Below are 13,390 nucleotides of genomic sequence, written 5' to 3' on the forward strand. Positions count from 1 at the left end.
GTAAATAACTAATGACTGGTACTCACGAATACCTCGTTAATAACCGGTCATCTCCAGGTAACCGCTGCCGGAATGGCTGCCGCTCAACTGCACCGGGCCTTCCCAATAAGGAATGCGCAGGTTCATCCAGGCCTTGGGGTTGAGTGCCTCGGCATTGATATCCAGGCCGTGGCCGGGAATGCGCAGGCGCCAGCGGGTGGGCAGCGTGCGCCCAGCCACCTTGGAGTCCGCCAGCGGGGTGAGCTGGATATCATCCTTGTGCAGGGTCCGGGTGCGGCCGTTGGGCTCGATCCAGGTGCCGGTGATATAGGGCGGCTTGTGGTTTTCCCGCACGCGAAACAGCATCAGCCGCTCGCCGCTGTCCAGGTGCAGGGAAAACCAGTCCCACCCGCTCTGCCCGGCCGCCAGGGGCTGGCTGCTCCATTCGCGGTCGAGCCAGGCCGGGCCGCTGACCTGATAGGTCTGGCCGTCGATCTGCAGGCTGCCGCTCGCCTGGAAAAACGGCTGGCTGTAGTAATAGGACGCCTGGCCCTGCTCGGATTTGCGGCTGTAGCCGCCCTCGCCCTGGAGCACCAGGGGCTTATCGCTGCGCAGCTGCAAGCGGTAGGCGAAACCCGGGCCGCTGGCCTGCAATTGCATGTGGGCCAGCGGGTCAGGATCGGCATCGGCGCCGGCGGACTGGCTGGTAAAACTCCAGTCGTCGATCCAGGCCTTGAACGGCTGCACCGTCACCCCGGCCTGCCCCACTCCGCCGCGGGCATAACGTTCGGCGGCGTGATGGCTGTTGGCCGAGGTGGCGGCGGCGTGACCGAGCCAGACATTGGGTGCCTGCCAGCCGGGCTGGTCGGGCTCGGCGCGCAAGGCACTGCGAAACAGCGTCCACTGCACGCCGAAGCGCTGGCCGTCGCTGGCCTTGAGGTCGGCGGTGAGGTACCACCACTCGATGCGAAAACCGTCATGCACGCCATGGTCCGCCGGGAAGCTGAACACCCGCCCCGGCACCACCTGGGTGAACGCCGCGGCGTCCTCGCCCAGGCCGGCGAAACCTTGCGCCGGCTCGTCGCCTTTATCGCAACCGCACAGGGCTGCCATCAGCAACAGGCCAAGCAGCCGTTCAATCTTCATGGGCGAAAGTCCTGAGCAGATCCGCCGGCTGGCTGCGATACAACCGCAGCAACGGCCAGGCCGACGCGAGCAAGGTAGCCAATACCGCCAGGGCCAGCAGCTGCACCAGTTGCAGCGGGAACACCCGCAACGGCAGGCGCCAACCGAAGGCCTGGACGTTGATCACCGTGTCCAGGCACCAGGCCAGGGCGATGCCCAGCGGCAGTGCCAGGAGCAAGGTCAGCAGCGCCAGCAACCAGGTCTGCCCGAGGTTGAGCAGCATCAGCTGGCGCCGGCTCACCCCCAGCGCCCACAGCGGCGCGAGCTGGCCGAGGCGGCTCTGGCTCTGGGTCAGCAGGCTGATAAACAGCGCCACGCCGGCCACCCCCAGGGTCAGGCTGTTGAGCGCGGCGGTGGCGGCGAAGGTGCGTTCGAATATCTGGCTGGACCAACCCTTGAGCTGTGCCTGCTCGACGATGCGGCTGTCATCGAGGCCAAAGCGCTGCTGCAAGGCGCTTACCAGCGGCGCCACGGCGGACGGTTCGAGGCGCAGATTAAAGCGGTTGGGCGTCAGTTGCGGCCAGTGCGCCAGCAGGTGCTCGGCATTCACCAGCAGATGGCCCCTGGGGTTGCCGTAGTCGGCGTAGATCGCCACCACTTGCGGCGCCCACTGCCCCACCGGCACGGGAATCTCCAGCCAATCGCCCAGGCGCACCTTGAGCCGGCGCGCGGTCTGTTCGCTGAGCATCAGCGTGTCGGCGCTGGCCAGTTGGGTCCAGGGCTGCTCGCCCAGGGCTTCGAGCAAGGGCCAGTGCTGGCGGTAGCTGGCATGGTCGATCACCCCGTACAGGTCCGCCGGCCAGCCTTGCAGTTGCAGCGCCACCTGCCGGACGGGCAGCACCGCGGCAATGGCAGGTTGTTCCGGCAACCAGCCTTGCAGTTCCTGTGCCTGCGCCGGGGTCTGCGGATTGATGTACAGCTCGGCGCTCAGGCGTTGCTCGAGCCAGTCGGCGAAGGTCTGGCGAAAACCGGCGGTCATGCTGCCGGCGCCGATATTGGCAGCCAGGGCCAGCAGCAGCGCCATCAACGCCAGGCTCAGGGCCGGCAACTGCTGCCGGCAATCGGCGAGAAACCACTGCCCGAGCACCGAACGGCTGCGCCCGAGCAGCGCGCTGAGCAACCCGTTGAGCAACACCGGCAGCCCCAGGGCCGCCCCCAGCAGCAAGCCCGCCATCAGGACAAAACCGCTGCCCAGGCTGTCGCCCCAGATCCAGGCCGCGCCCGCCAGCGCCGCCAGGGCCGTCGCCACCCAGGCCTGACGCCGCAGCCAGCGCGCATACGCCTGGTGCCAGGCCTGGGGATCGGCCAGCGCCAGCAACGGCAAACGCGCGGCCCGCAGCAAACTGTTGGCCCCCGCCAGCAAGGCGCCGAGCAAGCTCAGGCCGATCCCGCCCCACCACCACCAGGGGCTCAGGCTCAACTGCCCCGCCACTTCGGCGCCATACAGGCCGCGCAGGCTGGCGGCGACATCCGGCAACAGCACGCTGGCCAGCAGGTAGCCGCTGAGCACCCCGGCCAGGCCGCCGAGCAAGGCCAGGCCACCCAGTTCGACACAGAGGCAGACCATCAGCATCCGCGCGCTGACCCCGCAGGCGCGCAGGGTGCGCAGCAGGCCGCGCCGCTGCTCCAGGGCCAGGCCGATGGCCGCATGCACGATAAACAGGCCGACCAGGAAGGACAGGAAACCCAGGGCATCGAGGTTCAGGTGAAAGCTCTCGGTCAGGCGCGCCAGATCGTTTTCCTCACTGCCGCGCTTGAGCACCAGCAGGCCCTTGAACGCATCGGGCAAGGCCGGCGCGCTGGCGGCGAAATCCGCCGGCAACAGCAGCCGTGAGAGCTGCTGCGGCAAGCCCAGCAGCGGCTGGGCAAAACCGATATCCACCAGCAGCAGCCCCGGGGCCATGTCCGCCTGGCTGTGCAGCGGCGGCAGTGGCTGGCCGCTCGCGGTGGTCGGTCGATCGCCTTCGCGGTAGCCCAGGGCTTGCAGGGTTTGCGGGGCGATCCAGGTACTGCCCGGCGGGCTGACGAATTCGACCATTTGCGCGGAATCCAGCACCTGGCCGGCGACCGCCGAACCGGCCGGCAGCGACAGCGGCTCGATCCCCAGCAATTGCAGGCGCTGCTGTTCATGGCCCTTGAGCGTCAACCGGCCTTGCACCACCGGCGACACCGGCCAGCCGGCCCGGCGCAGGCCGACGAACACGTCCTGGGAAAACGGCGCGCCATTGGCCGTGGCCAGGCTGGACTGGGGCGCGCCGCCGATCAACTGGCTGGCCTTGGCGTAACTGTCCCGCGCCTGACTGTTGAGCGCCTGCACCCCGGTCAACAGGCTGGTGGCCAGCCACAGCCCGGTCAGCACACTGAAAAACTGCACCGGGTGCCGCCGCCAATGGCTGAGCAGCGCCCGCAGGCTGTGCCAGAAAACCCGCACCTCAGTGCTCGCCCGCGCCGGCCAGACGCCCGCCATGCAGCACCGCGATCCGCCCCAGGCGACTGGCCACGCGCTGGCTGTGGGTGACCATCAACAGGCTGGTGGGGGTATCGGCCAATAGCTCCAGCAACAGCTGCAGTACGTCGTCGCTGGTGGCTTCGTCGAGGCTGCCGGTGGGTTCGTCGGCCAGCAGTAGCCGTGGTTTGCCGGCCAGGGCACGGCCCAGGGCCACCCGCTGTTGCTGGCCGCCGGACAGTTGCTCCGGGTAGCGCCGCAGCAGATCCCCCAGACCCAAACGCTCCACCAACTGCGCCTGCCAACGCTCATCGAAACGCCCGGCCAGCCGCGCCTGGAACCCCAGGTTGTCCTCCACCCGCAGGCTGCCGATCAGGTTGAACTGCTGGAACACCAGCCCGACTTCGGTCCGCCGCCAGTTGGCCAGCTGGTTTTCGTTCATCCGCTCCAACTGCTGATCGCCAATGCGGATGCTGCCGCGATCGACCTTGTCCAGGCCGGCGATCAAATGCAGCAAGGTGCTCTTGCCACTGCCCGACTCGCCCATCAGCGCCAGGCTGCCGCCCTGCTCCAGCTGCAGGTCGACCCCCTGCAACACCGTCAACGGGCCCTGGGGCGTGGCGTAGCTTTTGCAGACGGCTTGTACATCGAGCATGGGCGGGCTCTGGCAGCGGAAGGAAGGCTCAAGGATAGCGCTTGTCAGAGCATGAGGGGTTGCGGTGCATCACCCAGGGTTCGACCTGCGTCCGGACAACCCGGCAAGGACTCAATGAACTCATATCTGGCTGCTATGCGGTTTTTGTACAGACGCTCCTGATACACCCGCTTTGCCTGCAGCCCCCACTCATCATCTCAGCAGCATTTGAGGGACTGATACTCGTCATTTTCGGGCGCCTTCAGGCCACAACGCTGCTCGGTGGCATTGGCGAAGCGACGCAGCAGTTCGATGGCACCGTTGCGCGCCTCTGTCGAGAGGTCGCTCGAAAGATGACGGGCCTCTCCCACCAGATCCGATCGAATCCTTTCATACACGGCCAAGCCTTCTGGCGTGGCGCTGATTGCCACCGCCCGGCCATCGGTCACGTCCTGGATACGACGCACCAACCCCTGCTTGCCCAGCGAGTCGACCAGCCGGCTCGCGTTGCTCTTGTCGAGGAAAAGCTCACTGGCCAGAGACTGCACACGAACGGGCCCGGCCTTGATCACATGCTCAAGCGCATAGCATTGGGTGACGGAGAGGCCTTCGCAGCAACTGCGGTCCCGGTCACGGAACTGGTAGACCCGAACCAGGTGACTGAGTGCCTCATAAAGCGCCTCTGCATCCTGGTCGATCTGGTCAATTTTTGGCATAGCGGACGACTCGAAATTTCGGGAACTCAGGCAGATAGCACCTTAGCAGGCATAGCGACAATCATTTTGGATATAAGCATGTCACAAAATTGTTTCTTAATTTTAGTTGCGGGCCGCAACGTATTTTGCCACTGTAGGTTCCCGGAAAGGCCATGAGGCCGCTCAGTTACAGGCTCCGGTAACGCTAGGGGGTGCAGGGATGTTGACGCAAGTGCTCAGGATTAAAACGGGGCCCTGGCTACGAAGCCTATGGAATAGCGCTTCCATTCCTCTGCCGGTCGCCATGCTGCTAGGTGCGATTTTGCTCCCCCTGCTTGGAGGCGCAAGCAGTAGCAGCGTCTTTGAAACGCTCAGCAAAGGCTTCGGCAATAACCTTGGCTATTTCGCCATTGTCATTCTGAGTGCGTTCTTTATTGCAGGCTGGATAGCAGCGCGAGGCAGCGCCTCGTTTGGCAAATTTGGCGTATCGCTTTCACCCTTGCTGGGCGCCGGGATGGTGTGTCCCGACACGGCCTATGCCTCTCTGGCTCCGATAGCCGGAAACCACAAGAAGTACATCGCGATCGGGTGCTATTCGGGATTCAAGCTGCTGATGCCTGCCGGCCCGCTGATCATCGGCATCGGATTAGGGGCGAACACTCATGACCCGAGATTCCTCTATCTGGGGCTGCTGCTCACCGTTGTCACCTGGATAACCGGGTCGGCCTGGACCTATTGGACGACTCGGGCGGACTCCCCAGCGGCCAATCGTGCAACCGGCGCTGCTACGCCTCAAGACTCGGTTGCCAAAGTGATCATGCCTCTGGCGGCATTCTTCGTACTTCTGATCAGCGGATATGTGATGCCGAAGAACCAGCATCCGGCTATCGAGTTCTTTACGACGCCGGCCGGCGCACTGATCGCCACCTCATTGCTGATTGCGTTGAACAGCAGGCCTGGCGAGGTCCAGGATCTTCTGTCCAAGGCCATGCGCAGGACCAGCTCGCTGCTATTCACCATCGGCTGTGCCTCTGCACTGGGCCTGGCCCTGGGCAAGGTGCTTCCAAAGGAACTGCTTGAACACACGCTCGCCACTGCAGGCAGCTCCACGCACATTCTCGTTGGGGTGTTCGTGTTGGCTGCCATTTTCAAAACATTGAATGGCTCCTCGCTTGCAACTTTTGCTGCAATTCCACCTGTTCTTACTCCCCTCTTGGCATCCAGTGGAGTGGACTTGATGAGCATTACCTTTGCAGTTTGCCTCGGGTCTTTCATCGCCATTCTCCCCAACGACAGTTACTACTGGTTGGTCAAGTCAGACGCCTTTCCTGAATACCCCACGGGAAGATACATGCGCCTGATTACAGCGGGTTCAGCCCTGCAAGCATTGGCGGGCCTCGCCGCCCTGTTGCTGGTATCGCCTTAACTTCGAATCCAACTTCGAATTCTTGCAACACCCACAGTGGCTCTCGCCACCGAATCGTCGCGCCTGAACTCAAGGAGAAAGAGAATGAAATACTTGGTCGCCAGTACATTTGAAGGGGGATATCAGCCGCTTAATGCGATATCTGCAACCACGGCTCTACTTGATGCAGATATTGATGCGCAGTTGATCGATATCTATGTAGAGGGCCTCTTCGTTGAGCGGTTCGGCGATGCCGATCTCGTCTTCATCTGCGTGCCGCTTTTCGACTCGCTGACAGCCGGCACCCAGTTGGCGAAGACCCTGAAAGAAGCCAATCCAGAGCAGAAGATCTGCTTCTTCGGGCAGTACGCAACCATCAATGCAAAGAGCCTGGCTGCCAAGTACGGTGACTACGCGATCGCGGGTGAGTGGGAGAAACCCATCGTCAGCCTGGCAAAGCACCTGAATGGGGAGCAAGAGCAAGACTTGCGCGGAGTCATCGATCGGCCCCGCGGCCTTTCCAGTGAGATCGTCGTCCCCCAGTTGATCCGTGATGGATTTCGTTTGCCGAGGCGAGACCTGGCACCTCCCCTTCACAAATACCCGCAGCCCCAGCTGGAAAAGCTGCTGGGTAGAAAAGCCATCGTGGGTGGGGTCGAGGGCTCCCGCGGCTGCCACCACAAGTGCTCTTACTGCTCGGTGTACGCAGCCTATGACGGCAAGGTCCTGCTGGTCGCTGATGATCTTGTTGAGCGGGATGTAGCAAACCTCGTCGCACAAGGCATGACTCACCTGACCTTCACCGATGCGGACTTCTTCAATGCCAAGAAACACGGTCTGAAAATCATCCGCGAGCTGCATTCGCTGTTTCCCGAGCTGACGTACGACTTCACCACTCGGGTGGACCACATCCTGGAAAACAAGGAAGCCATCGAGGAAATGGGCCAGCTAGGCCTGGCCTTCATCACCACCGCCCTGGAGTTCCCCAAGCAGGAGGTCCTCGATCAGGTCTTCAAGGAGATGGATGTGCCGATGATCGAGGAGGCCTTGGCGTTCTTGAAAGAAGCCGGGGTCAAGGTCAACCCGACCTTCATCACGTTCAACCCTTGGGTAAGCCTCGAAGACATGGCCGAACTCCATGACTTCATCGCCCGGAACGAGTTGGAGAACATCGTCGACCCGATCCAGTTCGAAACCCGGCTGCACCTGTACAAAGGCTCACCACTGCTCGACAACGCCTCGGTCAAGGAGCTGAAGCTGGAGGAGCACGAGTTTCACTTCGACTGGCAGCACTCTGACTCGCGCCTGGACAAGCTCTTCATGGACTCGGTCACGCCACCCGAAGAAGGTGTGTTCAAACGCTGCTGCCTGAAGTGCTAAGGAGATCACCAATGTCTTCACTTTCCCTGCTCCAAGCGGCCCTCAGACTGGCCAATCAAACAGAGGGTTTCCAGGCACCGGGTCACATTGCCTGGCGGGCTCACACGGAGTCCCTGAAGAGCGTCCTGGCGGACGGCAAAGACACCCTCTTCATCTGCCCTGAGCCTCGTCGTCACGAGTTCACAACGCAGTATGGCCAAGCTCAGGGCAGTGCCTTCAGCCCAAGCGTAAATAGCGCTCAGGGCAGGCCAAACGGAACCGACGACACGTCTGCCACGTTCTCGACCATCTACTGGGAAGGGTTCAATGCCGAGCCCGATTTCAGCCACTACGCGCAGTCGATCTATGAACGTCTGGAGCGACAGGGGCGTCTGGTGTTTCCCGCCATTCTGGCGGATGAGCAAGCCGATTCAGTTCGCCCCTTTGTCGTCGAGGGGCTGGAGTGCCGGACGGCGATAACCGAGCCCCTTGTTGCCGAGAAGCTCTGTGAGGTTGGCTTCCATGGCATCACCTACACACTGGCCTCTGAAGTGCCCGTCTGCATTCAGGACGGCATCGAATACCGCCTGTTTACTATCAGTGCCTATAAGGGCAAAGCCGGCGTATGTCTCGACCAGGGGCATGCCGTTATCTACAAAGGTCCCTGGAAGCACACGGTCGACGACGATGGCCATACCTATCTTCGCGGCGTGCGTACCGCAGTGTGCGAGAAGACCTTCAATCTGCTGATGAGCCAGCCCTATCAGGGACAGTTCATTCCAGTGCGTTGCTACGTTGAGCCGCCGTTGGAAAAGAGTGGCTTCTTCGACTGCAACACCCCCTCCATCCGGGACCCCAAAGTCACCAAAGGGCTTCTTCCTATCACTGGCTCTGCCGAAGAATCGTGCTGTGCCGATGGTAGTTCGTGCTGCTAAACGGGAGATATGAATAATGGCTTCTGCACTTGAAAATAAAATCATCGCGGACTACACCGAGGCGCTTCGTCAGGGCAACGTCGTACTCGAATCGCAGCTCAACGAGAGCTGTTGCAGCGAGGCCTACGGCGCCCAGTACCTGAAGAACATTCCAAAGCGGATCATCGAGGCCAACTTCGGATGCGGCAACCCGACCCAGTATGTGCGCGAAGGCGATGTGGTCCTGGACCTGGGCTCCGGCGCCGGCCTCAATTGCTACGTTGCAGCGCAGATCGCGGGCAGCAAGGGCGCCGTTATCGGTATCGATATCAACCCGAGCCTGTTGCAGATTGCCCGAGGCGAGGCGGCTGCCTTTCAAGAGGCAACCGGTAGTGCCCCGCTGCAGTTCCACAGGGCATCGGCCAGCAATCTGAAGGTTGACCAGGATCTGGCTGAAGAGCGCCTGCGCACCGAGCCCTGCACTGACTGGGCATCGTGGAAAAACTTCGAGCAATTCGTCAGCGACAGCGCCCAGACCCATCCACTGGTGGAGGACCAGTCTATCGACCTGGTGATCTCGAACTGTGTGATCAACCTGGTCGGAGAAACTGAAAAGCAGAATGTCTTTGCCGAGATCTACCGGGTCCTGAAACCGGGAGGACGCTTTGCAATCTCTGACAACGTTTCGAACGTCGCCATACCTGACGAGCTGAAGCTGGACACCAAGCTGTGGTCGGCCTGCTATTCGGGTGTGTTGCAGGAGCAGGCGTTTTACCAGCAGCTTCAAGACGCCGGCTTGACGGGGATAAACATTGAAGCGAGGAACGACGCGTCGACCAAGCGGATCGGCTCCGTTCAGTTCTACTCCGTCACGGTCACGGGCACCAAGCCGCAGGTTCGCAAGGGTCATCCTTTGACCGTGATCTACCGCGGACCTGCTCGCGAACTCACCGGTGATAGCGGCAAAGCCTATAAGCGCGGTGTGCCCACCGAACTGGCTTGCGAGGATGCCTACCTTTCTTCGCAGAACTCGGTGTTTGTCGTGGAAGGCCATCAGCCCGAACAGATCAAACCCAAGTCCTGCTGCTCGTAACGCTGTCTGCGGCTACAGCTAACTGTAGCCGCGTCCCTCAATCGCTTACCTTCTCAGGGCCTTGCAGATGAGTACTTCACGGAAAATTTTGGCTGAAACGCTCGGTGCCGCCATTCTGCTATGCACCGTTGTAGGGTCCGGAATCATGGCGCAACGCCTGGCTAACGGTAACGATGCACTCGCGCTCCTTGCCAATGCTTTGGCAACGGGGGCCAGCTTGTACGTACTGATCGTTTGCTTCGCCAGCTTTTCGGGAGCGCACTTCAATCCTGTGGTGTCGGTTGTCGACTACCTGCGTGGAGGGCTGAGCGCCAAGCTTCTAGGCCCCTATATCGCGGCACAGACGGTGGGCGCGATCCTTGGGGTTTTCGCTGCGCACCTGATGTTCGAACTGCCGGTGGTGGAGTTCTCCCAACATGTCCGCACCGGGCCTTCGCAATGGTTCAGCGAGTACCTGGCAACGTCTGGATTGGTCCTCACCATCCTGCTGTGCGACAAGTACCACAAGGCGAAGGTGCCGCAGGTGGTGGCCGCCTACGTGGTGGCCGCTTACTGGTTCACCTCATCCACAAGCTTTGCGAACCCCGCGGTAACCCTTGCCCGATCGTTCACCGATACGTTTTCAGGGATTCGCCTATCGGACGCGGCGCCTTTCATCATTTCGCAGTTCTTCGGTGGTCTTACGGCGCTCTTTCTGGCGAGATTTCTCAGTGGAAACGCTACCGCCCTCGAGGCCTCGCAACCTGGGCTTGACGACCAGAAACTGCCAAGCCGATAAGGCATGTCACTATGGCCTGTCAGCCCGCACGCCCCGCTCGCGGGCTGACTTCATCCAGGCCTACAGCTCCACGTATCCTCTCGCCTCGCTGAACGCGACGATTTCTCTCGGCGGCGTCACCGTATTCAGCGGCTTGCGCCAGTAACCAACACCATGCCATTGCCCATGCTTGAAGCCCACTTCGGGATAGGTGCCGATATGGGTGAAGCCCAGTGCTTCATGAAGACCGACACTGGCGGCGTTGGGCTGGGCAATGCCGGCGTAAGCGGCATGGAAGCCTTGTTGCTCGAGGATCGGCAGGAGCCGCTGGTAGAGTGCGCGGCCAATGCCACGGCGGTGTGCCGCGGGGTCGATATAGACCGTGACATCCACCGACCAGCGATAAGCCTCCCTGGCACGATGCTGACTGGCATAGGCATAACCAACGACCGCGCCGTCCAACTCCGCTACCAGATAGGGATAAGTCGCCAGTGTCGCCTCGATCCGCCCCGCCATCTCCTCGATCGTTGGCGGGATGAGCTCGAACGAGATGACCGTATCCGACACCATAGGCGCGTAGATTGCCTGAATGGCCGGAGCATCGGCCGGCGTCGCTATCCTGATCTTGCCCATCCTGTTTTCTCCTTGCCGTTGCTCGTCATATGCCGTGTGAGCTGGCGAATCTTATCGGTTTCAGATCCGATGCAGAGCATGGGGGCGGACAATCCAAAGCGACTTGCCTTGCACGAACCCAGGACGACGGAGCTATAGAAATCAGCAGCCGCCAGGACTCGGCCGAGCTTACTGCACCGGCCAAGCATTCATCAGCAACAAATTCTGCGCATGGTTCAGGCCAATACGCCGGTAGCGTTCATCGAGCATCTGCGTCAACAGATCCAGCCGCGCCCAGGGTTCAACCTGCGCTCAGCGGTGTCGAAGGCAAAACGGACTGTTCGAACCGCGGATGGGCAGTGGCTGCCCATCCTGGCTAAAAGCAACCCCATGGAAGTGACTGCGGCGCCGCGGCGGTTTGCCGGGTGAACCCTGTCCGGCGTCGCGTCATCCCCGCAGGCCAGCTCCATGAGCGAGCCCTTGTCGGTGGGCGTTACTTCGGTTGTTCCACGACCCGCAGATAGGGTTTCAGCGTCTTGAAGCCTTGCGGATATTTCTTCCTGGCGTCCTCGTCGGATACCGAGGTGGGAATAATCACGTCCTCGCCCGGGCGCCAGTTCACCGGGGTGGCGACGGTGTGCTTGGCATTCAGTTGCAGGGAATCGAGCAGGCGCAGCACTTCATCGAAGTTGCGCCCGGCGCTCATCGGGTAGATCAGCATGGCCTTGACCTTCTTGTCCGGGCCGATGATGAACACCGAACGCACGGTGGCGTTGTCCACGGCAGTGCGCGCGCCGCCGCTGGCATTGGGGTGGATCATGTCGTAGAGCTTGGCCACCACCAGGTTTTCGTCGCCGATCATCGGGTAGTTGACCGCATGCCCCTGGGTTTCCTGGATGTCGCCAATCCAGGCCTTATGGTCGCTGACCGGGTCGATACTGAGCCCGACGATCCTGGTGTTGCGCTTGTCGAATTCCGGCTTGAGCCTGGCCATATAACCGAGCTCGGTGGTGCACACCGGGGTGAAGTCCTTGGGGTGGGAGAACAGGATTGCCCACTTATCGCCGATCCACTCGTGGAAGTGCAGCGGACCTTCGGTCGTGTCGGCAGTGAAATCGGGTGCTTCGTCGCCAATGCGGATTGCCATGTTTGGTCTCCTTGCAGTGACTGGGAGGGGTAGTTGTCAGGGAACTGACGGCTGTTGCGGCGGCGTTCGGGTACGCCGTGAACCTGTCGGCGCGAATCAGTATAGGAGACGCGCCAGGGCCGGGTGAGCGCGGACAAAAAAGCCCGACAGTGTCGCACTGCCGGGCTTGTAGGTTGCTGCCCTGCTCCGGATGCAGGTTACCCCCTGCAACACCGTCAACGAGCCCTGGGGCGTAGCGTTTAAAGACGTCTTGCACGTGCTGCATGGGCTGGCTCGTCCAGCCGAAGATGGAATAGCGAGGGTCGCAGGCGGGTCGGCTGAAGCCTTCAAGGCCCTAAGGCCGCCCCTATCGATCAGGGGCGACGGACTATAGTATTGCGCCCCTTTTCTTCATCGCAGGACGCGAAAGATGAATTACACCCAGGCCCAACTGAAATACCGGCTATCCATCGCTGCAGGCGCATTGCTGTTTACCGGCGCCTTGATCTCCACCCTGTTTTCCACCCTGAAAATGCTCAACTGGCGCATGAACAGCTACAGCGACGCCGCGGCGCTCCTCAACCGCCAGATCAAGGACTTTGTGTCCATGGTCCACAACAACACCGAGCCCCTGGAGTGGTTCTGGGACAACAGCCCCACCCCCGACTTCATCCGCCTGAGCAACCCGCCCCACTGGAAATTCCTGGTGATCTACCTGCTGATCTTCGTCGGCGCGGCACTGTTCACCTGGGGCCGGGCTTTGATGCGCAAAGTCGAAGAGGTCGAACCGCAGATCCAGGCTCGACTCAACGCGCCAGCAGAAGAAGGTGTTGCGGTCATGACACTCCAGCAACTGGAAGACTCCACCCCGGTAGGCGTCGTGCCTTCGTTCTTTTCGCAGGTTCGACTGCTTTGTGTGCTGCCGTTGGGTGTAGCCGTGATTTATCTGGGCGTGCTGTGGATGTTGCACATTTTGTAATGTCCGGTGGTGGATTGAGCTCTCTGTGATGTTCATGGGTTGCGCCAAATCACGGAGGCCTTTTCAGAGCGCTTCTAATGTATTGAAGTCGCCATGGGAGCCAAAACACAAAATGGTCCACATACGGCAATGATCAGAATCGGCAGCAAACGGCCAAAAGCAGTCGGTCGAATTTGCGCTAGGCATCCTACTAATAACGCCACACC

The 13,390-nt window shown here is 61.3% G+C and carries 12 protein-coding genes; 6 read left to right on the top strand and 6 right to left on the bottom strand.

Features of this window, described 5'->3' with window-relative positions:
* Positions 1-36: 36 nt before the first annotated feature.
* From NRG23_RS08175 to NRG23_RS08190, 4 genes are all read right to left on the bottom strand, one after another.
* Complete coding sequence (locus NRG23_RS08175; RefSeq protein WP_257374336.1) at positions 37-1,125, bottom strand: lipocalin-like domain-containing protein; 1,089 nt, start codon at positions 1,123-1,125, stop codon at positions 37-39.
* Positions 1,115-3,631, bottom strand: a complete 2,517-nt coding sequence (locus tag NRG23_RS08180; RefSeq protein ID WP_257374337.1) for an FtsX-like permease family protein — start codon at positions 3,629-3,631, stop codon at positions 1,115-1,117. The genes NRG23_RS08175 and NRG23_RS08180 overlap by 11 nt, the downstream gene beginning before the upstream one ends.
* Complete coding sequence (locus tag NRG23_RS08185; protein WP_124373029.1) at positions 3,597-4,265, bottom strand: ABC transporter ATP-binding protein; 669 nt, start codon at positions 4,263-4,265, stop codon at positions 3,597-3,599. Before NRG23_RS08185 ends, NRG23_RS08180 begins: the two co-directional genes overlap by 35 nt.
* 197 nt (positions 4,266-4,462) lie before the next feature.
* Positions 4,463-4,960, bottom strand: a complete 498-nt coding sequence (locus tag NRG23_RS08190; RefSeq protein WP_009048168.1) for a MarR family winged helix-turn-helix transcriptional regulator — start codon at positions 4,958-4,960, stop codon at positions 4,463-4,465.
* A 199-nt stretch (positions 4,961-5,159) separates the two neighbouring features.
* Between NRG23_RS08190 and arsQ the strand changes: the two genes are divergently transcribed.
* From arsQ to NRG23_RS08215, 5 genes are all read left to right on the top strand, one after another.
* Positions 5,160-6,365 carry an arsinothricin export permease ArsQ gene (arsQ, locus tag NRG23_RS08195; protein ID WP_257374338.1) on the top strand — a complete coding sequence of 402 codons (1,206 nt, stop codon included), beginning with the start codon at positions 5,160-5,162 and terminating at the stop codon, positions 6,363-6,365.
* Positions 6,366-6,449: 84 nt separating this feature from the next.
* A complete protein-coding gene (gene arsL / locus NRG23_RS08200; RefSeq protein ID WP_198920016.1) occupies positions 6,450-7,724 on the top strand; it encodes an arsinothricin biosynthesis radical SAM protein ArsL in 1,275 nt (424 codons plus the stop codon).
* Between the two features lie 11 nt (positions 7,725-7,735).
* Positions 7,736-8,638, top strand: coding sequence for a methyltransferase type 11 (locus tag NRG23_RS08205; RefSeq protein WP_257374339.1), 903 nt, complete (start codon positions 7,736-7,738; stop codon positions 8,636-8,638).
* Between the two features lie 16 nt (positions 8,639-8,654).
* Positions 8,655-9,710: an arsinothricin biosynthesis methyltransferase ArsM gene (gene arsM, locus NRG23_RS08210; RefSeq protein ID WP_124301301.1), complete on the top strand. Its 1,056-nt coding sequence runs from the start codon at positions 8,655-8,657 to the stop codon at positions 9,708-9,710.
* 67 nt (positions 9,711-9,777) lie between these two features.
* Positions 9,778-10,488: an MIP/aquaporin family protein gene (locus NRG23_RS08215; protein WP_009048163.1), complete on the top strand. Its 711-nt coding sequence runs from the start codon at positions 9,778-9,780 to the stop codon at positions 10,486-10,488.
* Between the two features lie 60 nt (positions 10,489-10,548).
* Here NRG23_RS08215 and NRG23_RS08220 read toward each other — a convergent pair whose 3' ends face one another.
* Together NRG23_RS08220 and NRG23_RS08225 are read right to left on the bottom strand one after the other, a co-directional pair.
* Positions 10,549-11,100, bottom strand: a complete 552-nt coding sequence (locus tag NRG23_RS08220; RefSeq protein WP_028682904.1) for an arsinothricin resistance N-acetyltransferase ArsN1 family B — start codon at positions 11,098-11,100, stop codon at positions 10,549-10,551.
* A 472-nt stretch (positions 11,101-11,572) separates the two neighbouring features.
* Positions 11,573-12,226 (bottom strand): peroxiredoxin, encoded by a 654-nt coding sequence (locus NRG23_RS08225; protein ID WP_028682903.1) that lies wholly within the window; start codon positions 12,224-12,226, stop codon positions 11,573-11,575.
* Between the two features lie 409 nt (positions 12,227-12,635).
* Between NRG23_RS08225 and NRG23_RS08230 the strand changes: the two genes are divergently transcribed.
* The gene (locus NRG23_RS08230; protein ID WP_257374340.1) at positions 12,636-13,184 is read left to right on the top strand and encodes a YniB family protein; all 549 of its coding nucleotides are present in this window, start codon (positions 12,636-12,638) and stop codon (positions 13,182-13,184) included.
* Positions 13,185-13,390 lie beyond the last annotated feature (206 nt).

The sequence above is a fragment of the Pseudomonas sp. T8 genome, from assembly GCF_024610635.1.
GTDB classification, from domain to species: Bacteria; Pseudomonadota; Gammaproteobacteria; order Pseudomonadales; family Pseudomonadaceae; genus Aquipseudomonas; species Aquipseudomonas chlororaphis_I.